At 69.6% G+C, this 21,797-nt stretch carries 12 protein-coding genes, 1 tRNA gene and 1 rRNA gene; 3 read left to right on the forward strand and 11 right to left on the reverse strand.

The features are described 5' to 3' along the window. The first annotated feature begins 42 nt into the window (after positions 1 to 42). Together ACIRB1_RS07425 and ACIRB1_RS07430 are read left to right on the forward strand one after the other, a co-directional pair. Positions 43 to 933, forward strand: a complete 891-nt coding sequence (locus ACIRB1_RS07425; protein WP_403464861.1) for an Fpg/Nei family DNA glycosylase — start codon at positions 43 to 45, stop codon at positions 931 to 933. 32 nt (positions 934 to 965) lie between these two features. Further along, positions 966 to 1,730, forward strand: coding sequence for an SDR family NAD(P)-dependent oxidoreductase (locus tag ACIRB1_RS07430; protein WP_352185250.1), 765 nt, complete (start codon positions 966 to 968; stop codon positions 1,728 to 1,730). Between the two features lie 1,824 nt (positions 1,731 to 3,554). On the opposite strand, the gene ACIRB1_RS07435 is transcribed toward ACIRB1_RS07430, so the two are convergent. The 8 genes from ACIRB1_RS07435 to ACIRB1_RS07470 form a co-directional block, all read right to left on the reverse strand. Continuing rightward, positions 3,555 to 3,929, reverse strand: coding sequence for a helix-turn-helix transcriptional regulator (locus ACIRB1_RS07435; RefSeq protein ID WP_352185249.1), 375 nt, complete (start codon positions 3,927 to 3,929; stop codon positions 3,555 to 3,557). 109 nt (positions 3,930 to 4,038) lie between these two features. Then, positions 4,039 to 4,584 carry a CinA family protein gene (locus ACIRB1_RS07440; protein ID WP_403464862.1) on the reverse strand — a complete coding sequence of 182 codons (546 nt, stop codon included), beginning with the start codon at positions 4,582 to 4,584 and terminating at the stop codon, positions 4,039 to 4,041. Beyond that, the gene (pgsA, locus tag ACIRB1_RS07445; RefSeq protein ID WP_403464863.1) at positions 4,581 to 5,426 is read right to left on the reverse strand and encodes a CDP-diacylglycerol--glycerol-3-phosphate 3-phosphatidyltransferase; all 846 of its coding nucleotides are present in this window, start codon (positions 5,424 to 5,426) and stop codon (positions 4,581 to 4,583) included. The genes ACIRB1_RS07440 and pgsA overlap by 4 nt, the downstream gene beginning before the upstream one ends. Beyond that, the gene (gene rimO, locus ACIRB1_RS07450; protein WP_403464864.1) at positions 5,423 to 6,895 is read right to left on the reverse strand and encodes a 30S ribosomal protein S12 methylthiotransferase RimO; all 1,473 of its coding nucleotides are present in this window, start codon (positions 6,893 to 6,895) and stop codon (positions 5,423 to 5,425) included. The genes pgsA and rimO overlap by 4 nt, the downstream gene beginning before the upstream one ends. Positions 6,896 to 7,005: 110 nt before the next feature. Continuing rightward, a complete protein-coding gene (locus ACIRB1_RS07455) occupies positions 7,006 to 7,866 on the reverse strand; it encodes a RodZ domain-containing protein (protein ID WP_352185245.1) in 861 nt (286 codons plus the stop codon). Between the two features lie 252 nt (positions 7,867 to 8,118). Next, a complete protein-coding gene (locus ACIRB1_RS07460) occupies positions 8,119 to 10,827 on the reverse strand; it encodes a DNA translocase FtsK (RefSeq protein WP_352185244.1) in 2,709 nt (902 codons plus the stop codon). Between the two features lie 123 nt (positions 10,828 to 10,950). Next, positions 10,951 to 11,634 (reverse strand): response regulator, encoded by a 684-nt coding sequence (locus tag ACIRB1_RS07465; protein WP_352185243.1) that lies wholly within the window; start codon positions 11,632 to 11,634, stop codon positions 10,951 to 10,953. Positions 11,635 to 11,920: 286 nt separating this feature from the next. Next, the gene (locus ACIRB1_RS07470; protein ID WP_352185242.1) at positions 11,921 to 17,383 is read right to left on the reverse strand and encodes a HAMP domain-containing protein; all 5,463 of its coding nucleotides are present in this window, start codon (positions 17,381 to 17,383) and stop codon (positions 11,921 to 11,923) included. Positions 17,384 to 17,762: 379 nt separating this feature from the next. On the opposite strand from ACIRB1_RS07470, the gene ACIRB1_RS07475 reads away from it, so the two are divergent. Next, positions 17,763 to 20,513, forward strand: a complete 2,751-nt coding sequence (locus tag ACIRB1_RS07475) for a SpoIIE family protein phosphatase (RefSeq protein ID WP_403464865.1) — start codon at positions 17,763 to 17,765, stop codon at positions 20,511 to 20,513. A 54-nt stretch (positions 20,514 to 20,567) separates the two neighbouring features. On the opposite strand, the gene ACIRB1_RS07480 is transcribed toward ACIRB1_RS07475, so the two are convergent. The 3 genes from ACIRB1_RS07480 to rrf all read right to left on the reverse strand — a co-directional run bounded on the left by ACIRB1_RS07480 (position 20,568) and on the right by rrf (position 21,632). Next, a tRNA-Thr gene (locus ACIRB1_RS07480) sits at positions 20,568 to 20,643 on the reverse strand. A 96-nt stretch (positions 20,644 to 20,739) separates the two neighbouring features. Further along, entirely contained in the window at positions 20,740 to 21,402 is a 663-nt protein-coding gene (locus ACIRB1_RS07485; RefSeq protein ID WP_352185319.1) for a DegT/DnrJ/EryC1/StrS family aminotransferase, read from the reverse strand. 113 nt (positions 21,403 to 21,515) lie between these two features. Beyond that, positions 21,516 to 21,632: ribosomal RNA gene (gene rrf / locus ACIRB1_RS07490) — 5S ribosomal RNA — on the reverse strand. Positions 21,633 to 21,797: the final 165 nt, after the last annotated feature.

Genomic DNA, 21,797 nt, shown 5'->3' on the forward strand with positions numbered 1-21,797 from the left:
TCGCGCCCCGCTCCACCCCTCCCCCCATGCCACCCTTGACCCATGCCTGAAGGCGACACCGTCTGGCAGACCGCGAAGCGTCTCGACACCGCCCTCGCGGGCAAGGTGCTGACCCGCAGCGACCTCAGGGTGCCCAAGTACGCCACGGCTGACCTCACCGGCCGTACCGTTCTGGACGTCACGCCCCGGGGCAAGCACCTGCTGACCCGTATCGAGGGCGACCTCACTCTCCATTCGCACCTGCGGATGGACGGCACCTGGCGGGTGTACGCCAACGGCCGGCGCTGGAGCGGCGGCGGTTTGGCCCACCAGATCCGGGTGATCCTCGGCACCGCCGACCTCACGGCCGTCGGGTACCGCCTCCCCGTCCTCGAACTCCTCCGCACACCCGACGAAGACCGCGTCGTGGGCCACCTCGGCCCCGACCTCCTGGGCCCCGACTGGAACCCGGAGCTGGCCCTCACCAACCTCCTCGCGGACCCCGCCCGCCCCCTCGGCGAGGCCCTCCTCGACCAGCGCAACCTGGCCGGCATCGGCAACATCTACAAAAGCGAACTCTGCTTCCTCCTGGGCGCCACCCCCTGGCTCCCCGTCGGCGCACTGCCCGCCGACCGCGCGGCCAAGCTCCCCGCCATCGCCAAGCGGCTCCTGGAAGCCAACCGCGACCGCCCCGTCCGCAGGACCACCGGCGCCTTCACAAGCACCACCCCGGCCCGCACCACACCCCACCGCGCCGCAGGCCCCAGCACCCCCGACCTCTTCGTCTACGCCCGCGCACCCCGCCCCTGCCTCCGCTGCGGCACCCCCATCCGCACCGCCGACCAGGGCGACGGCTCCCGCGAGCGCCCCACGTACTGGTGCCCCACCTGCCAGGTAGGACCGGCGCCGAGCCCCGGCGCACGCCGCGGAACTCAGCACCGTACGACTAATTGACGACCCGTCAGAAACTTTCGTACGGTCGTTTCATGCCCGTCACGGCGTACGACCTCACCGGACGCACCGCTTTCGTCACCGGCGCCGCCAGCGGTATCGGCCGCGCCTCCGCCGTACTGCTCGCCGAGGCGGGCGCCACCGTGCACTGCGCCGACCGCGACGCGCAGGGCCTGCACGACACGGCGACCCTGATCAAGGACAAGGGCGGCACCGCCCACGTCCACCACCTCGACGTGACCGATCGCACCCAGGTCAGACAGGCCGTCGAGTCCTGCGACGACCTTCACGTGATGGCGGCGGTCGCCGGGATCATGCACAGCAGCACGGTGCTGGAGACCCGGGACGAGGATCTCGACCGGGTGCTGAACGTCAACTTCAAGGGCGTTCTCTACGCCTGCCAGGAGGCGGCCCGGCTGATGCTCGACCGCGGCACCAGGGGCAGCATCGTCACCATGGCGTCCGGCGCGATCGACACCGGAGGGGCCGGGCTCCTCTGCTACAGCGCGGCCAAGGCGGCCGTAGTCCAACTGACGAAGACGCTGGCGACGGAACTGGGCCGGCACGGCATCCGCGTCAACGCGGTCGCGCCGGGCTGGATCCGCACGCCCATGACCGACCACCACGAGGGCGAGGCACAGGCCCGCACCGAGGCGATGATGACCCGGCTGTCACCGCTGGGCCGAGTAGGTGAGCCGGAGGACATCGCGCACACCGTGCTGCACCTGGCGTCGGACGCGTCATCCTTCACGACGGGCCAGATCCTCCGCCCGAACGGCGGCGTGGCGATGCCTTGGTAACAGGGTCCGCCTCGGTGCCCGGCAAAGGTTCAGGGGCCGGCGTTGGTCCAGTGGACGGCGTCGCTTCGGTGGACGGCGTGGGCCCAGCGGACGGCGTGGGCCCAGCGGGCGGCGATGATTCAGTCGCTGGAGTTGGTCCAGTCGACGCCGACGGTTCAGCGCTCGAGGCCGCTTCGGCGTTCGACGCCGAGCTGGCATCCGGCACCGCCGCGTCGCCCGATGCCAGCCCGGCACCTGACACCGCCTCGTCGCCCACCGATAGCCCAGCACCCGGCACCGCCCCTGCGCCCGCCGTTGACCCAGCACCCGGTACCACCCCTGCCGCCGAGGACTCACCAGCGTCCGAAACACCGGAATCCGGCGGCGCTTCACCGCCTGTCTCGCCGAGACCCGGGAACATCCCCATGTCCTTCACGCCAAGGTCCGGCAACACGCCAGCACCGGTCCCGCCGAGGTCCGGAATCACCTCCGCGTCCCTCACACCAAAGCCGGGCGACACCGGAGCGTCCGTCACACCCCCGTCCAACGGCACCCCTGCGTCCGTCACACCGGGGCCCGGAAACATCTCCATGTCCCTCACACCCAAGTCCGGCGGCACCCACCCGTCCGTCACAGCGCGTTCCGACGGCACCCCTGCGCCCGACCCACTGCGCCCCGGGACCACCCCCGCGTCCCCGACGCCAAAGTCCAGCGGCACTCCAGCGTCCGCCAACCTCAGGTCCGGCGGACCTCCGGTGTCCCTCAACCCCAGGTCCGGCGGAACTCCAGCCTCCGCCACACCCAGGTCCAGCGAAGCCCCGCCCTCCGCCTCACCAGAGCCCAGCGACTCCCCCAAATCCGTCCCACCGGGACCCGGCATCGCCCCCGCATCCGTCCCACCAGGACCCGGCATCGCCTCCTCGTCCATCCCCCCAGCGCCCGGCAACACGCCCGCATCCATCGCTCCGGGACCCGAGATCACGCCCGCGCCCGACGCCCCGAGACCCGAGACCACCGCCTCGTCCGCCGCCCCGAGACCCGGCAACCCATCCGCGCCCGCGCCCCTCGCTCCAAGATCCGGCAGTACCCCCACACCAGACCGCCCCCCAGCCCCCCTCCAAGCCTCCCGCCACCGCCCCGCAGCCACAGCCCCCGCCGCCCGGGCCTTCGGCATGCAGTGGACCGGAAGCAGGCTCAACCCCCACCCCCCGGCCGCCACAGCCCCCTCCAGCGCGCCCGCGTGCGGCGTCAGGGCGAGCCGGAGCACGGCCCACCACCACACCGCGCCGAGCACCGGCGCGAGCCCCCAGCGTGCTATTCGCCCCGCCATGGCCCACCTCCAGCCCGACGCTAGAACGTCCTGGTCACCCGCAGGGAGGGCGCATCGACGGCACACGGACGCACCACCCGCCTCAACCATGACCGCACCGAGTCACCCCGGCAAACGCACCGCTACCCCCACGCCCACGGTCACCCTCACAGCCACAGGCCCGCCCCTGCCCAAGCCCACCCGCACGCCCGAGCCCACCAGCAGGCACACCCACCGCCACGCCCAGACCTACCGCCACGCCCACGGCCATCCCGAGCCCACAACGAGCCCGAGCCGCCCACCCCCACGCCCGAGCCCGCCACCAACCCCCGCTCACGCCCCGCCAGGCAACAGCCCCACAAAGGCGAGCACCCCCGAAACGCGAAAAACCCCGACCGCACCCCTCCAGGTCTCCCTGAAGAAGCCCCGGCCGGGGCTCGCACACTTCTCGGTACTGACCAGCTAAGTACTGACCAGCTCGGTACTGATCAGCTCGACGCCGATCAGCGTCACATCGGCCTACACCAGCGTGAGCGTCACGCGGCGACCACGTCCACCGCCTCGGCGGGGGCCTTGATGGTCACCCGTTCCGGTGGCACGCCGGTCACCGACACGGAACCCAGCATCGGACGAACCGAAGCGGGTACAGGATCGGTGGCCGCAGCAGACTGGGCCAGCTCGGCGAGAGCGAGTTCGTCGCTCACTTCCCGCATGAGCTCGGACATCCGTACGTCCAACGCGTCGCAGATGGCGGAGAGCAGTTCAGAGGAAGCCTCTTTCTGCCCCCGCTCCACCTCGGAGAGATAGCCGAGTGAGACTCGGGCGGACGAGGAGACTTCGCGCAGAGTACGGCCCTGGCGCTGGCGCTGCCGACGCAGCACGTCACCCAACAGGCGACGGAGCAGAATCATCGGTGGCTCCCTCCTCGGACCGCGTAGCCGCATCCTTCTCGCCCCACCGTACCGCCTTGCGCCGCGGCCGTGCGGGGAGCGATGTCGTGTTCACTCAGGGCTGCAAACATCAAAACCCCCCGTTCTGTTCCGTATCCTGTGCCCGCTCATTCCCGGTCTGTTCGCTCACGAGCCGCTCCAAAAGCAGCGCGAGTACGCTCCGTACACTCTCCATACGAATTTCCGCCCGGCCGCCGTTCAACCGCAGCGCGGCCACTTTCCCGCCACCGGCGGCACCCGAATCGGGTCCAAAGGGGCCGTCGACGGCCACGAAAACGGTGCCCACGGGCCGTCCGTCCTGCGGTTCCGGGCCCGCCACGCCGGTGGTCGCGATGCCCCAGTCGGCGCCGAGCGCCTTCCGCACGCCGGCCGCCATCTGGGCCGCGACCTGCGCATCCACCGCTCCCCGCTCGCTCAGCAGGGTGGCGTCGACACCGAGCAGCTGGTGCTTCAGCTCGGTGGCGTAGGCGGTGACCGAGCCGCGGAAAGCCTTGGAGGCTCCGGGCACCGATGTGATCTCCGCCGCAACCAGACCACCGGTGAGCGACTCGGCGACAGCGAGCGTCGCACCGCTCACGGTCAGTAGTCGCACCACTTCAGTGGCCGTGGAACTCACGCTTCCGTCTCCTCCGACGCCGCCATGCGCTCGGCGATCCCCTGCCTGCGCAGCACAATGGCCTGTCTCACATAGTCGAACCCGGTCAGCACGGTCAGCACGACCGCGGCCGCCATCACCCAGAACCGCAGCGTGGCCAGCCAGCCCGTCAGCGCCAGCACATACATTCCAACGGCCACGCCCTGCGTGAGCGTCTTCAGCTTGCCGCCGCGCGACGCGGGGATGACGCCGTACCGGATGACAAGAAAACGCAGCAGCGTGATCCCGAGTTCCCGGCCGAGGATGACGACGGTCACCCACCACGGCAGGTCGCCGAGCGAGGAGAGACAGATCAGCGCCGCGCCCATGATCGCCTTGTCGGCGATGGGGTCGGCGATCTTCCCGAAGTCGGTGACGAGGTCGTATGTGCGGGCCAGATGGCCGTCGAACAAATCGGTGATCATGGCGATGGCGAACGCCGCCCAGGCGAATGAGCGCATCGCCGGGTCGTACCCGCCGTCGGCCAGCATCAGCGCGACGAAGCCGGGGACGAGCAGCAGCCGGAGCATGGTCAGGAAGTTGGCGATGTTCCAGACGCTCGCCTGGTTGACGGCCGCGGCGACGACCTTCGCCCCCCGCGCCGGCTTCTGACCACCGGGCAGGCCTGACTCGACGCCACCCGGCGAGGCACCACCGGCCGCGACGGTGTCGACCGGGGCTTCACCGGAGGAGACAGTGCCGGAGACGTTGCCCGACATCGCGCCGGAAGGGGCGCCACCGGAGGCCGTACCCGAACCCGCGCTCGCGGGCGCGCCGTTCGCGCTGGAGGTGCCGCCCGCCGCCGATGCCGGGACTCCGGTCATCTGCCCGCCTCCTCACTACACGCGAGCGAGCCCAGGAGCGGCTCGGCCACCAGGTCGACACCTTCCGTACCGACCACCTTCGCCTCGACCATACGGCCGACGCTGAGGCCCTCGCCGCTTGTGAGCAGCACCTGGCCGTCCGTCTCGGGGGCCTGGTGCTCGCCGCGGCCGTAAACGCCGTCCTCGGAGTCCACCGACTCGACCAGCACGTACACGGTCTCGCCGACGCGCTCCTCGGCGCGCTGCGAGACGAGTTCCTCGGCGAGCCGCGAGATGTGCGCGAGCCGCGCGTCCACGACGTCCTGATCGAGCTTCCTGTCGTACGTCGCCGCTTCCGTGCCCTCCTCGTCGGAGTAGCCGAAGACGCCGATGGCGTCCAGGCGCGCGCCGTTCAGGAAGCGCTCCAGCTCGGCCAGGTCGGACTCGGACTCGCCGGGGAAGCCGACGATGAAGTTCGAGCGGACACCGGCCTGGGGGGCCTTGGAGCGGATGGTGTCGAGCAGTTCGAGGAAGCGGTCCGTGTCGCCGAAGCGGCGCATGGAGCGCAGCACGTCGGGCGCGGAGTGCTGGAAGGACAGGTCGAAGTAGGGCGCGACCTTCGGCGTGGAGGTGAGCACGTCGATGAGCCCGGGGCGCATCTCGGCGGGCTGGAGGTAGCTGACCCGCACCCGCTCCAGGCCGTCGATGTCCGCCAGCTCGGGCAGCAGCGTCTCCAGGAGGCGGATGTCGCCCAGGTCCTTGCCGTAGGACGTGTTGTTCTCGGAGACCAGCATGATCTCCTTGACGCCCTGTTCGGCCAGCCAGCGGGTCTCGTTCAGGACGTCGCTGGGGCGGCGGGAGATGAAGGAGCCGCGGAAGGACGGGATGGCGCAGAAGGTGCAGCGGCGGTCGCAGCCGGAGGCGAGCTTCACCGAGGCGACCGGGGAGCCGTCCAGGCGGCGGCGCAGGGGCGCGCGGGGGCCCGAGGCGGGCGCGAGGCCGTCCGGGAGGTCGGCCGGGCCGTGGCCGGGCAGCGCGACGTCGGCGGCGGAGTCCTGCCGCTCGGCGGGGCTGATCGGCAGCAGCTTGCGGCGGTCGCGCGGGGTGTGCGAGGCGTGGATGCCACCGTTCAGGATGGTCTGGAGGCGGTCGGAGATGTCGGAGTAGTCGTCGAAGCCGAGCACTCCGTCGGCCTCGGGCAGCGCCTCGGCGAGCTCCTTGCCGTACCGCTCGGCCATGCAGCCCACCGCCACGACGGCCTGTGTTCTGCCGTGGCCCTTGAGGTCATTGGCTTCGAGGAGGGCGTCAACGGAGTCCTTCTTGGCGGCCTCGACGAAGCCACAGGTGTTGACGACGGCGACGTCCGCGTCCTCGGAGTCCTCCACGAGTTGCCAGCCGTCCGCCTCCAAGCGGCCTGCGAGCTCCTCCGAGTCCACCTCGTTACGGGCGCAGCCAAGAGTGACGAGTGCGACGGTACGGCGTTCAGGCATGGGCTCAAGACTACTTCGTCCCACTGACACCCCACGTCGAAGGGGCTGGCCGATCTTGGCCAACCCCTTGAACAAGCGCCCTGTCGGACCGGTGGACCGGCCTGGAGGTCTTAACCGACCGCGGGGTCGCCCTTGGTGTACGTGAGGCGCTCCACAGCTCCGGGCTGGAAGTCGTCCTCGATCTTCTTGCCGTTGACGTAGAGCTGGATGACCCCGGCGTCGCCGAGGATCAGGTTGACCTTCGAGCTGTCCTGGAAGGTCTTCGACTCGCCCTTCTTGAGGAGTCCGTCGAAGAGCATCCGGCCGTTGTGGTCCTTGGCGGAGATCCAGCTGCGGCCGTCGACCGCGCTCACCTGGACCGTCACCTTGTCCTGCGGCGCGGCGGCGATGGCGCTGTCGGAGGGGTCCGACTTCGGCGTGGCGGAGTCGCCGTTCGACGGCTTCGGCTTGGCGGGCTTGCTGGCGGAGGGCGTGGTGCCCTCGGTGACCTGTGACGCGGCGTCACTGTTGCTGTCGCCGCCCTTGACCGCGGTGAACCCGACGAAGCCGACCACCGCGACGATCGCGGCGACCATGGCCGCGGTCCAGTTGGGGCCGCGGCGCTCCGGGCGGATACGTTCCGCCTCGAAGAGGGGCGCCGCCGGCGTCGGCGCGGGACGCCCGCCGTGGTCGCCGTCGTAGCGGGCGAGGAGCGGGGCCGGATCGATGTGGACGGCCTTGGCGAGGGTCCTGATGTGCCCGCGCGCGTAGACGTCACCGCCGCAGGGCGTGAAGTCGTCGGCCTCGATGGCGTGCACGATGGCGATGCGGACCCGGGTGGCACTGCTGACGTCGTCGACGGTCAGTCCGGCGGCGATACGTGCCTGCTTCAGGGCTCGGCCGACGGAAGGGCGGACTTCTTCCTCATGGCCGTCTTCGGATCGGCCGTCTTCGAACGGACGGTCGTCTTCAGGGGAGTTGCCGATGGACACGGGGGCGCCTTTCGAGCGTGTAGCCGCCTGTGCTGGAAATTCAGTCTAGGGGGGGTACTGAAGGGTGGGGCAACCGGGCGGTAGGACTTTGTACGCCATCGGTATGGAAGGAACGCCCGACGGCGAGCCGGACACGGACCCCATGGTGGGAGCCCGATCCGTCTTCTCGCTCAACTTGACGTACGGCAAAGGGAAACGGTTGCCCGGCGATCTCTAACGGGTGAGTCACGGTCGCATCCTTTCGGCGGACGCCTACCCTTCAGACTCCCCGCGGATCACCGCGAGCACGCCATCCAATTCGTCGGCCTTCACAAGAACGTCACGTGCCTTGGACCCCTCGCTGGGTCCGACGATGTTCCGGGACTCCATGAGGTCCATGAGCCGCCCGGCCTTGGCGAAGCCGACGCGCAGTTTGCGCTGGAGCATCGAGGTCGACCCGAACTGCGTGGACACGACCAGTTCGGCCGCCTGGCACAGCAGGTCGAGGTCGTCGCCGATCTCCTCGTCGACCTCCTTCTTCTGCTTGGTGCCCACGGTGACGTCGTCCCGGAAGACGGGCGTCATCTGGTCCTTGCAGTGCTGTACGACGGCGTGGATCTCGTCCTCGGTGACGAAGGCGCCCTGCATACGGGTGGGCTTGTTCTGACCCATCGGCAGATACAGGCCGTCACCCTTGCCGATGAGCTTCTCGGCGCCGGGCTGGTCGAGGATGACCCGGGAGTCGGCCAGGGACGAGGTCGCGAACGCGAGCCTGGAGGGCACGTTCGCCTTGATGAGACCGGTGACGACGTCGACGGACGGGCGCTGGGTCGCGAGCACCAGGTGGATGCCTGCCGCGCGCGCGAGCTGTGTGATGCGCACGATCGAGTCCTCGACGTCCCGCGGCGCGACCATCATCAGGTCGGCCAGCTCGTCGACGATCACCAGGAGGTAGGGATAGGTCTTGAGCTCCCGCTCGCTGCCTTCCGGAGTCTTCAGTTTGCCGTCGCGGATGGCCTGGTTGAAGTCGTCGATGTGCCGGTACCCGAAGGCGGCCAGGTCGTCATACCTGAGGTCCATCTCGCGTACGACCCACTGGAGCGCCTCGGCGGCCCTCTTCGGGTTGGTGATGATGGGTGTGATCAGGTGCGGGATGCCCTCGTAGGCGGTCAGTTCGACGCGCTTGGGGTCCACGAGGACCATGCGGACGTCCTCGGGGGTCGCACGGCACATGATCGACGTGATCAGGCAGTTGATGCAGGACGACTTGCCGGAGCCGGTGGCACCGGCCACCAGGATGTGCGGCATCTTCGCCATGTTGGCCATGACGTAGCCGCCCTCGACGTCCTTGCCGAGCGCCACGAGCATCGGGTGATCGTCCTCGGCCGCGTCCGCGAGGCGCAGCACGTCACCGACGTTGACCATCTCGCGGTCCGTGTTCGGGATCTCGATGCCGACCGCGGACTTGCCGGGGATCGGGCTGATGATCCGCACGTCGGGGCTGGCGACGGCGTAGGCGATGTTCTTGGTGAGCGCGGTGATCCGCTCGACCTTGACGGCGGGGCCGAGCTCCACCTCGTAGCGCGTGACCGTCGGCCCGCGGGTGAAGCCGGTGACGGCGGCGTCGACCTTGAACTCGGAGAAGACGTTCGTCAGGGAGGCGACCACGGCGTCGTTCGCGGCGCTGCGTGCCTTGCCGGGGCCCCCGCGCGTGAGGAGGTCGAGCGAGGGCAGCGAGTACGTGATGTCGCCGGAGAGCTGGAGCTGCTCGGCGCGCGGCGGGAGGTCGCGGGGTTCCTCCGGGGGCGCCTTGGTGAGGTCCATGACCTCGCCCTTGAGCTTCTCCTGCTTGGGGCGCGCGGCGGGGGCCGGGACGGGCGTCGGGGTGGTGTCCTCGCGGTCGCCTCCCACCCGTACGCCCTGGGTGAGGTCGGCGACGACCGGCGAGGGCGGCATGCCGTGCAGGACGGCCCCGTCGAGCGCCGCTGCGGCGGCCGCCGCGACGTCCACGGCGTCCATGGGGCGGTTCATGTCGGGCTGGGGCACCGCGGAGCGCCGGGGGCGGCTCCGGCGCCTGGTGAGGGCGTCCTGCTCCGCGCTGTCGGGGTCGTAGGCCTCGGGGGTGCTCCCGCGCTTGCGGGTGCGCGGGGGCAGCGCCTCGCGCCACTGCTCGTCGTAGCGCTCGTCGTCCTCGCCGGCGAACTCGTCCTCGCGGTCGAAGTCGTGGACGATGCCCAGCTTCACGCCGAGCAGCCGCAGGCGCTGCGGGATCGCGTTGACGGGCGTGGCCGTGACGACCAGCAGCCCGAAGATGGTGAGCAGCACCAGCAGGGGTACGGCGAGGACCTCGCCCATGGTGTACGTCAGCGGGGTCGCCACCGCCCAGCCGATGAGGCCGCCGGCGTCCCTTATCGCCTGCATGCCGTCGCTGCGGGCGGGCGCGCCGCAGGCGATGTGGACCTGGCCGAGCACGCCGATGACGAGCGCCGAGAGGCCGATCACGATGCGGCCGTTGGCCTCGGGCTTCTCGGGGTGGCGGACGAAGCGCACGCCGATCACCGCGAGCAGTATCGGCACGAGCAGGTCGAGACGGCCGAAGGCGCCGGTCACCAGGATCTCGACGAGGTCGCCGACCGGGCCGCGCAGATCGGCCCAGGTGCCGGCGGCGACGATCAGGGCGAGGCCGAACAGCAGCAGCGCGACGCCGTCCTTGCGGTGCGCCGGGTCCAAGTTCTTCGCCCCCTGCCCTATGCCGCGGAACACGGCGCCGACGGCGTGCGCGGTGCCGAGCCAGACGGCGCGCACGAGCCGGACGATGCCTCCGGTGGGGCTGGGCGCCGGCCTGGGCGCGGGGCGGGCGGTCTTCTTGGCGACCGCCTTCTTCGCCGGGGCCCGTTTCGCAGCGGCCTTCTTCGCCGGAGCCTTCGCGGGAGCAGCCCTCTTGGCGGGCTGCTTCTTGGCTGCGGAGGGACGTGAGGCCATAGGTGTGAGGTTACCTGTGGAGACGGCAGCGGACACGTGTGCCCACTGCTTCACCCGTTCGTGTCGCCCGTACGGGGCGGGGAACTGACGCTCGCTCACGCACAACTGCGCCCGCGGTGGACGTCAGTTCTGCGACGGGACCGGTGGTGCTCCGCTGCCGGTGCCCGGCTCCAGGGCGTCGAGTGCCCTGCGCAGGCCGGTGAGTTTGCGTTCGAGATGGGCCGCGGTGGCCACGGCCGCCGCGTCCGCCGACTCGTCGTCGAGCTGCTTGGACAGCGCCTCCGCCTGCTCCTCGACGGCAGCGAGCCGCGCCGACAGCTCGGCGAGCAGTCCGGCCGGTTCCTTGGCCGCACCGGCCGCGGGCTTGCCGCCGCCCTCCAGCTGGAGCCGCAGCAGCGCCGCCTGCTCCCGCAGCTGGCAGTTCTTCATGTACAGCTCGACGAAGACCGAGACCTTCGCGCGCAGCACCCACGGGTCGAACGGCTTGGAGATGTAGTCGACCGCGCCCGCCGCGTAACCCCGGAAGGTGTGGTGCGGGCCGTGGTTGATCGCGGTGAGGAAGATGATCGGGATGTCCCGGGTCCGCTCCCGTCGCTTGATGTGCGCGGCGGTTTCGAAACCGTCCATGCCTGGCATCTGGACGTCCAGCAGAATGACCGCGAAGTCGTCCGTGAGCAGTGCTTTGAGCGCTTCCTCCCCGGACGATGCCCGAACCAGTGTCTGATCGAGCGCAGAGAGGATGGCCTCCAGCGCCAGCAGATTCTCCGGCCGGTCATCGACCAGGAGGATCTTGGCCTTCTGCACCATGGCCCGCCCTCCTCGCCCCGGATGTGCACCGGGCGCCGCCCCAGGGGACGACTCTCTTGCGCCGCCCGTCCTTGTGCCGGTCATGGTAGCCGCACCCCGCCTGTCGCCACACCCTGTCACCGTGATGTCACTGTGCACGTAGCAGAAACGTAGCGGGAGACCAGAAGGTTCCCCGAATCCCGCGGTTCTACACGGCTTCGGCCACACTGAGTCAGCAACTCCGCGTGCACACCGAACGTTCCCCGCAGTGTTCCCACCGCTTTCCCGTCAGGTCCGGTCGTTTTCGTCACTCCGGCCGCATCCACTGCTCCATCACCGACAACAGGTGATCGGGATCGACCGGCTTGGTCACGTAGTCCGAGGCTCCGGACTCGATCGCCTTCTCCCGGTCGCCCTTCATCGCCTTCGCGGTCAGCGCGATGATCGGCAGCCCGGCGAACTGCGGCATCCTGCGGATCGCCGTCGTCGTCGCGTAGCCGTCCATCTCCGGCATCATGATGTCCATCAGGACGACCGTCACATCGTCGTGCTGCTCCAGGACCTCGATGCCCTCACGGCCGTTCTCGGCGTACAGCACGGACAGGCCGTGCTGCTCCAGGACACTGGTCAGCGCGAAGACGTTGCGGATGTCGTCGTCGACGATCAGCACCTTCTCTCCGCCGAAGCGGATGCCCCGGCGCGAGGTCGGCGCGGACTCCTCGGACGCCCACTGGTCGCGTACGGTCTGCCCGAGCTGTGTGGACTGCTCCACGGCCCTGCGGCGGCGCCTGAAGAGCGCGGCGGCACCGTTCTGCGTCTCGTGGTACGACTTCACCTCGGCCGGCATCTCGATGCCCACCTCGTTGCGCTCCGACAGCTCGGCGAGTTCCGCCGCCGACGCCACCAGGTCGCCCGCATCCAGCGCGGGCAGCTGCTGGTAGCCCTGCGGGGGCAGTTCGCTGGGGTGCAGCGGCAAATACAGCGTGAAGGTCGAGCCGCGGCCCGGTTCGCTCTGCGCGTGGATCTCACCGCCGAGCAGCTGGGCGATCTCCCGGGAGATCGACAGCCCGAGGCCCGTACCGCCGTACTTGCGGCTGGTCGTACCGTCCGCCTGCTTGAACGCCTCGAAAATGACCCGCATCTTGCTGCCGGCGATCCCGATGCCGGTGTCGGTCACCGAGAACGCGATCAGGTCGGCGTCCGCGTCCCGCAGCGAACCGGCCTCCAGGAGCTGCTCCCGGATCGCCACCGGCACATCGGCGCCGGCCGGGCGGATGACCAGTTCGACCGCCCCGGAGTCGGTGAACTTCACCGCGTTGGAGAGCAGGTTGCGCAGCACCTGGAGCAGCCGCTGCTCGTCGGTGTGGAGCGTCGCGGGCAGTTCCGGCGACACCCGGACCGACAGGTCGAGGCCCTTCTCGGCGGTCAGCGGGCGGAAAGTGGCCTCTACGTAGTCGACGAGTTGGACGAGCGCGATGCGTGTCGGGGACACGTCCATCTTGCCCGCCTCGACCTTCGACAGGTCCAGGATGTCGTTGATCAGCTGGAGCAGGTCGGACCCGGCGCCGTGAATGGTCTCGGCGAATTCGACCTGCTTCGGGGAGAGGTTCCCCTCCGCGTTGTCGGCGAGCAGCTTGGCCAGGATCAGCAGCGAGTTGAGCGGTGTGCGCAGCTCGTGCGACATGTTGGCGAGGAACTCGCTCTTGTAGCGCATCGACACCGCGAGCTGCTCGGCACGCTCCTCCAGGACCTGCCGCGCCTCCTCGATCTCGGTGTTCTTCACCTCGATGTCGCGGTTCTGCTGCGCCAACAGCTCGGCCTTCTCCTCCAGTTCGGCGTTGGACGACTGGAGTGCCTTCTGCCGGTTCTCCAACTCGGCCGACCGCTCGCGGAGTTGCTCGGTCAGCTCCTGCGACTGCTTCAGCAGCACCTCCGTCTTGGTGTTGACGGAGATGGTGTTGACGCTGGTCGCGATCATCTCGGCGATCTGGTTGAGGAAGTCCTTCTGGATGTGCGTGAACGGCGTGAAGGAGGCCAGCTCGATGATGCCGAGCACCTTCCCCTCGAACAGCACCGGCAACACGATCACCTGCGCGGGCGGCGCCTCCCCGAGCCCCGAGGAGATCTTCAGGTACCCGCTGGGCGCGTTCTCCACGAGGATCGTGCGCCGCTCCTGGGCGGCCGTCCCGATCAGCGCCTCACCGGGCCTGAACGAGGTCGGCATGGAGCCCATGGAGTAGCCGTACGACCCGAGCATGCGCAGTTCGTACGCGTCCTCGCCCTCGGCGTCCGCGAGCGGCAGCGCGAGGAAGAACGCGCCGTGCTGCGCGGAGACCACCGGCGTCAGCTCGCTCATGATCAGCGAGGCGACGTCGTCCAGGTCACGCCGGCCCTGCATCAGCGCGGAGATGCGGGCGAGGTTGCCCTTGAGCCAGTCCTGCTCCTTGTTGGCGATCGTGGTGTCGCGCAGGTTGGCGATCATCTTGTTGATGTAGTCCTGGAGTTCCTGGATCTCGCCGGCCGCGTCGACGTCGATCTTCAGGTTGAGGTCACCGCGGGTCACCGCGGTCGCCACGCGCGCGATGGCACGCACCTGCCGGGTCAGGTTCCCGGCCATCTCGTTCACCGACTCGGTGAGGTCGCGCCAGGTGCCGTCGACGTCACGCACGCGTGCCTGACCGCCGAGCTGGCCCTCCGTGCCCACCTCGCGGGCCACCCGGGTCACCTCTTCGGCGAAGCTCGACAGCTGGTCGACCATCGTGTTGATCGTGGTCTTCAGTTCGAGGATCTCGCCCCGGGCGTCGATGTCGATCTTCTTGGTCAGGTCGCCCTTGGCGATGGCCGTGGTGACCATCGCGATGTTGCGGACCTGACCGGTCAGGTTGGACGCCATCCCGTTCACCGACTCGGTGAGGTCCTTCCACGTGCCGGCCACACCGGGCACGCGCGCCTGACCGCCGAGGATGCCGTCCGTACCCACCTCGCGGGCCACCTTGGTGACCTGGTCGGCGAACGAACTCAGCGTCTTCACCATGGTGTTGAAGGTGTCGGCGAGCTGCGCGACCTCGCCGCGCGCCTCGATCGTCACCGTCCGGGTCAGGTCGCCGTTGGCGACGGCCGCGGCGACCTGGGAGATGTTCCGCACCTGCACGGTCAGGTTGTTGGCCATCAGGTTGACGTTGCCGCTGAGGTCCTTCCAGATGCCCGTGACACCCGGCACGTGCGCCTGACCGCCCAGGATGCCCTCGGTGCCCACCTCGCGGGCCACCCGGGTCACCTGCTCGGCGAAGGACGACAGCTGGTCGACCATCGTGTTGACGGTCGTGACGAGTTCGAGGATCTCGCCCTTGGCGTCGACGGTGATCTTCTTGGAGAGGTCGCCCTTGGCGACGGCGGTCGTGACCTCGGCGATCTGGCGCACCTGGATGGTCAGGTTGTTCGCCATGAAGTTCACCGACTGCGTGAGGTCCTTCCAGGTGCCGGAGACACCCTGCACCTCGGCCTGCCCGCCCAACTGCCCCTCGGTGCCCACCTCGCGGGCCACACGCGTGACCTCCTCGGCGAACGAGGACAGCTGGTCGACCATCGTGTTGAGGGTGTTCTTCAGCTCCAGGATCTCGCCGCGCGCGTCCACGGTGATCTTCTGGGACAGGTCACCCCGGGCCACCGCGGTCGCGACCTGGGCGATGTTGCGGACCTGGGCGGTGAGGTTGCCGGCCATGCCGTTCACCGAGTCGGTCAGGTCCCGCCACACACCGGCCACGCCCGGCACCTGCGCCTGCCCGCCCAGGCGGCCCTCCGTGCCCACCTCGCGGGCGACCCGGGTCACCTGGTCCGCGAAGGCGGAGAGCTGGTCGACCATCGTGTTGATGGTGTTCTTCAGCTCCAGGATCTCGCCGCGCGCGTCCACGTCGATCTTCTGGGACAGGTCGCCCTGGGCCACCGCCGTGGTCACCTGGGCGATGTTGCGCACCTGGGAGGTCAGGTTCCCGGCCATCGAGTTGACGGAGTCGGTGAGCTCCTTCCAGGTGCCCGAGACGCCGTCCACGCGCGCCTGGCCGCCGAGCCGGCCCTCGGTGCCCACGTCACGGGCCATCCGGGTCACCTGGTCGGCGAACGACGACAGCTGGTCCACCATCGTGTTGACGGTGTTCTTCAGCTGAAGCATCTCGCCGGACACGTCGACGGTGACCTTCTGCGACAGGTCGCCGTTGGCCACGGCCGTCGTCACCTGCGCGATGTTCCTCACCTGTCCGGTGAGGTTGCGGAACGCCGTGTTGACGGAGTCCGTCAGGTCCTTCCACGTTCCGGCCGCGCCCGGCACCTGGGCCTGGCCGCCCAGTTCACCCTCGACGCCGATCTCGCGCGCCACGCGCGTGACCTCGGCACCGAACGAGGACAGCTGGTCGACCATCCCGTTGACGGTGTTCTTCAGTTCCAGCATCTCGCCGGCCACGTTCACGGTGACCTTCTGGGACAGGTCACCGCTCGCCACGGCCGTCGTCACGGCGGCGATGTCCCGCACCTGGATGGTCAGGTTCCGGAAGACCGTGTTCACCGAATCGGTGAGGTCCTTCCACGTTCCCGCCGCACCCGGCACGTTCGCCTGCCCGCCGAGCTGCCCCTCGGCGCCGACCTCGTTGGCCACGCGCGTGACCTCGTCCGCGAACGTCCGCAGCGTCTCGGTCATCTGGTTGATCGTCTCGGCGAGCTGGGCGACCTCGCCCCGCGCCGACACGGTCACCTTCTGCGACAGGTCACCGTTGGCGACCGCCGTCGTCACCTGCGCGATCCCGCGCACCTGGGCCGTCAGGTTGCCGGCCATGATGTTCACCGAATCGGTGAGGTCCTTCCACACACCGGCCACACCCGGCACCTGCGCCTGGCCGCCCAGCTCGCCCTCGGTGCCCACCTCGCGGGCGACGCGCGTCACCTCGGAGGAGAACGACGACAGCTGGTCCACCATCGTGTTGACGGTGTTCTTCAGCTCCAGCATCTCGCCGGCGACATGGACGGTGACCTTGCGCGACAGGTCACCCTTGGCGACCGCCGTCGTCACCAGGGCGATGTCCCGCACCTGGGCCGTCAGCCGGTACGCCATCGTGTTGACCGACTCGGTGAGGTCCTTCCACGAGCCGGACATGCCACGCACGCGTGCCTGCCCGCCGAGCTTGCCCTCGGTGCCCACCTCGCTGGCCACGCGCGTGACCTCGTCGGTGAACGTCGACAGCTGGTCGACCAGGTTGTTGACGGTCCGCCCGACCTTCAGGAACTCCCCGCGCAGCGGATGCCCGGTCCCGTCCGGCGCCTGCGTCCGCAGCTCCATGCGCGGCGACAGATCACCCTCGGCCACCGCGGACAGCACCCGTCCGACCTCGGAGACGGGCCGTACGAGGTCGTCCACGAGCGCGTTGGAGGCATCGATGGCCGAGGCCCAGGAACCCTCGCAGGCGCCCGTCTCCAGCCGCTCAGTGAGTTTTCCCTCACGCCCCACCATGCGCCGCACCCGGGACAGCTCACCCGTGAGATGCAGATTGCGGTCGGCCACCTCGTTGAACACGGCGGCGATCTCCGACATCACGCCGTCGCCGGACACCGTGAGCCGCTTGCGGAAGTTCCCGTCCCGCATGGAGACCAGCGCCGTCAGCAGCCGGTCCAAGGAGGCCGCGTCCACCTCCGTGGTCCCGTTGCGCGGTTTGCGCTGGTTCTTCAGGGACTGTCCGCCTTTCGCGCGCGTCTTGGTGGCCCGCGTCGCTGCGCCAGACTCCACTGTGTCCCTCCCGAAGGGGTCGACCGTTACCGCTGTGCCCGTGTGCCACTGCTCGGCGTATCAGTTACCGCCGCGTATCCCTGCCCGGTTTACCGGGCTTCAACAGGGCCCGGCGCCCTCCATACACAGAAGACACCCAGCCTGCCCGGACCTCCACCAGAATCCTGCCCAGTGTTTCACCCTGCCTGAACCAGGCCATAACAGTTCGGCAGCTTCGCACATCGTCCGCACACCCTCCGGACGGAAACACTGCGGACCGGCATCCGCATGGACGGTGAAGGTAAGTAACCTTGCATGCGGCTGTCCAGCCGCGCCGGTTCCGTCCGGCCTGGGCGGTGGCACGAGCACGAGCGGGCAGGCATCGGAGGGGCACCGCACCATGACCACCGGACTGCATCCTGGGGGAACGCCCCAGGATCCCCCGCCGACCGGAAACCAGCCGGTGCCCCGGCAGGCGCCGATCGGCCATGGTGACCTGCCCGCCGACAACAGGCCGAGGAGTTCTGTGATCACCGCGCGCGCGGCCGCCAGCTTCGACCCCGTCGGACGATCGGTCGCCACCGCGCGGTCCTTCGTCCGCGACACCCTCCAGGGCTGGGGCTTCGCCGACATCGTCGACGACGCCGTGGTCCTCACCAGCGAGCTGGTGACCAACGCCGTGGTGCACGCGGGCACAGCCGCGGATGTCCTGTGCCTACGGAGTGACGACGGCGTGAGGATCGAGGTCGCCGACCACTATCCCGAGCGCGAGATCCCCCTCCAGGGGGCCGCGATCTCCATGAGCAGCCCCGACCGCGAGGGCGGCCGCGGCCTCCAGCTGTGCGCGGCCCTGGCCAGCCGCTGGGGCGTCGACTACACGCCCACGCAGAAGCTCGTCTGGTTCCAACTCGACCTGCCCGCCCGCCCGGTGGGCACCCGCGCGGCCGGCCCGTCCCTCCCGGCCGCCCTGCTCCCCCTCGCCGACGGCAGGGTCCGCGTCGCGGTCGTCCAGATCGACCGCACGGGCTCCATCACGTCCTGGAACGAGGACGCCGAGGAACTCTTCGGCTACGCCGCCGAGCAGGTCACCGGCAAGCCCCTCACCGACCTCGCCGCCTGGCCGCACACCCCGGGCACCAGCACCGGCATCGCCGAAGCCCTCCGCCTCTCCCGCTGGGAGGGCACCTACGGCATCCGCGGCGCCGACGGCCGCGTGACCCCGATCTACGCCTCCCACCTCCGCGTCCGCGACACGGACGGCGAGCCGTCAACCGTGTGCCTCCTGGTGAGGGACCACGAACGCGCGGTTCTCCAGACCCCCCTGCGCGGCCCCGCCCCCGACGCGGCGTCCACGGCGGACGGCCAGAACACCGACCCCTTCGAGGTGTTCATCGGCTCCCCCGCGCCGGACGACCTCGACGGCCTCCTCCAGCGCACGGTCGAGCGCGCCCGCGACATGCTCGACGGAGACTCCGCCTTCCTCCTCCTCGCGACCGATGACGAGACGGAGCTGGAGGTCCGCGCCTCCACCGGCCTGCCCTCCGCCCGCCAGCGCTTCGCACGCGTACCCGTCGAGGCGGGCCCCGGCCGCTACGGCTCCGCCCGCATGCCGGCCGTCCATGAGGACCTCCAGTCCGTCCCGGGCGCCGTACCCCTCCTCAGCGGCACCGGAATGCGCTCGGTCGTCACCGTCCCCCTGAAGGTGGAGGGCCGACTCACCGGCTCCCTGGGAGTCGCCGCCGAGGCCCCCAACAGATACTCGAACGAAGAAGCCCTACGGCTTCAATTCGCCGCGGACCGCATCGCCTTGGCCGTCGAGTCGGCCCGCCTGGGCGAACTGGAACGCCTGCGCCGCGGCTCGCTCAGCTTCCTGGTCGAGGCCTCCGACCTCCTCGCGGGCACCCTGGACCGCGACCAGACCCTCGCCCTGATGGCCCAGATGACGGTCCCGACCCTCGCCACCTGGTGCGCGGTCTACACGATCGCCGACCAGTCCTCGGACCCGTACCTCAGTTACGTCCTCCACGAGGACGAGGAACTCATCGACGGCATCAAGTCGTTGCTCTCGAAGATCGCGCCCCCGGACCCGGTCCCCACCCCCGGCGCACGCGTCTGGGCCGCCCCCGCCGAGGCCGCCCACCAGGCCGCCCTGCGCACCTCCATGCGCAGCCTCGGCCTCGGCGAACCGACCCGCCGCGTCAGCTCGGGCATCGGCCCGACCCTCGCCACCGCGTCCGCGGTCGGCGGCGAGACGGTCGTCCTCCCCCTGGTCGCCCGCAACCGCGTCATCGGCATGCTCACCCTCGGCAAGCCCACCGACGAACACTTCCGCCAGGAAATCCTGGAACTGGCCGAGGACTTGAGCCGCCGAGCCGCCCTGGCCCTCGACAACGCCCGCCTGTACTCGGAGCGCACGGCCATCAGCCAGTCCCTCCAGCGCAGCCTCCTGCCCCCCGACCTCCCGCACATCGAGGGCGTGGAGGTCGAGGTCATCTACCGCGCGGCCGGCGAGGGCAACGAAGTCGGCGGCGACTTCTACGACCTCTTCCCCATCCGGGACGGCGTCTACGGCTTCGCCATCGGCGACGTCTGCGGCACGGGCCCCGAGGCCGCCGCGGTCACGGGCCTGGCCCGCCACGCCCTCCGCCTGCTCGCCAGGGAGGGCTTCGGCGGCCCCGCGGTCCTGGAGCGCCTCAACTCCGCGATCCTCGACGAGGGAGCCCGCAGCCGCTTCCTGACGCTCCTCTACGGCGAGTTGTGGCCCCAGGAGGACGGCAGCGCCGAACTGAAGGTGGTCTGCGCCGGCCACCCCCTGCCGCTCCGCCTCCGCCAGGACGGCACCGTCGAACCCGCCGCCGAACCCCAGCCCCTCCTCGGCGTCATGGACGACCTGGAGCTCTACGAGCAGACGGTCACCCTCGACCCCGGAGACGTCCTCCTGTGCGTCACGGACGGCGTCACCGAGCGCCGCGAGGGCACCCGCATGCTGGGCGACGACGGCCTCACCGACGTGCTCACCACCTGTACGGGCCTCACGGCCGGTGCGGTCGCGGCCCGCGTGATGCGCGCGGTCGAACGCTTCGCCTCCGACGCCCCGTCCGACGACATGGCCATCCTGGCGATGCGCGTCCCGGGTCTCCAGAAGGACTGACGGACCCCGAACACGCAGAAGGCCCCGCCCAATTGGGCGGGGCCTTCTGATGTCTGGAGCCCTCTAACGGAATCGAACCGTTGACCTTCTCCTTACCATGGAGACGCTCTACCGACTGAGCTAAGAGGGCCTTGTCGCTTTCCCGAGGTTTCCCTCGCGGCGACGAAAAGAATCATACCCCGAACTGGCCCGTGCGCCCAACCACCGCCTCCCGACCCCGACTCGATCAGAAAGCGGGCTGCAACAGGCCCCCGAGCGCGTTGCACGCAGAAACGATCCGCTGCATCTCTCGCTTCGTCAACGAGGCGTCCACCGGCAGCGCGAGCGTCTCGTCCGCGGCCCGCTCGGTCTCCGGCAGAGCCACACACCGCCGGAACTCCGGCAGCCGATGCACGGGAGTCTTCACCGGCACCCGGCACTCAACTCCCTTGCCGCGCACGGCCCGAGCGAAGGCATCCCGATCCGGCCGACCGTTCCCCGGCACCCGCACCACGTACTGCTGGTAGGTGTGCCCGTCCCCACCATCGGGAGTCCGCACCCCCCGCAACTTCGCGTCAAGATAGGCGGCCCGCTCCCGCCGCTGAGCGACTTCGTCGTACGGCGCCTCGGACTCCCCCTGCTGCAACACCAGCAGCCCGTGCCGCTGCCCGACCCCGAGCAACCGCGCCACATCAGCGGACCGCCCGAATCGATGTACGACAACTATCGCCGCGGTACGCGGAGTTATGGCCGCTTCGACAGCGGACGCGTCCAGGCAGTAGGTCACCGGATCTATGTCGGCGAACACCGGCAGGCCACCCGCCAGGGTGACGGCCTCGGCGACTTCCACGTTCCCGAACGCCGGCACGACGACCTCGTCACCGAGTCCGACGCCTGCGGCCCTGAGCATTGCAGCAGTACCCATGCTCGGATGGTGATTGCGCAACGTGAACTTCAAGTGACGCACAACAAAAAAGGGTTGGACCCCGAACCGAAGTTCAGGATCCAACCCTTTCAAAATTTGTTCGGCGGCGTCCTACTCTCCCACAGGGTCCCCCCTGCAGTACCATCGGCGCTGTAAGGCTTAGCTTCCGGGTTCGGAATGTAACCGGGCGTTTCCCTCACGCTATGACCACCGAAACACTATGAAACACATCAACCGCACCACTACCGTGACCATGGCAATGGGGTTGTTCGTGGTTTCAGAACCAACACAGTGGACGCGAGCAACTGAGGACAAGCCCTCGGCCTATTAGTACCGGTCACCTCCAGCGGTTACCCGCCTTCCAGATCCGGCCTATCAAC

This window comes from Streptomyces sp. NPDC096013, assembly GCF_044763565.1.
Taxonomy (GTDB): domain Bacteria; phylum Actinomycetota; class Actinomycetes; order Streptomycetales; family Streptomycetaceae; genus Streptomyces.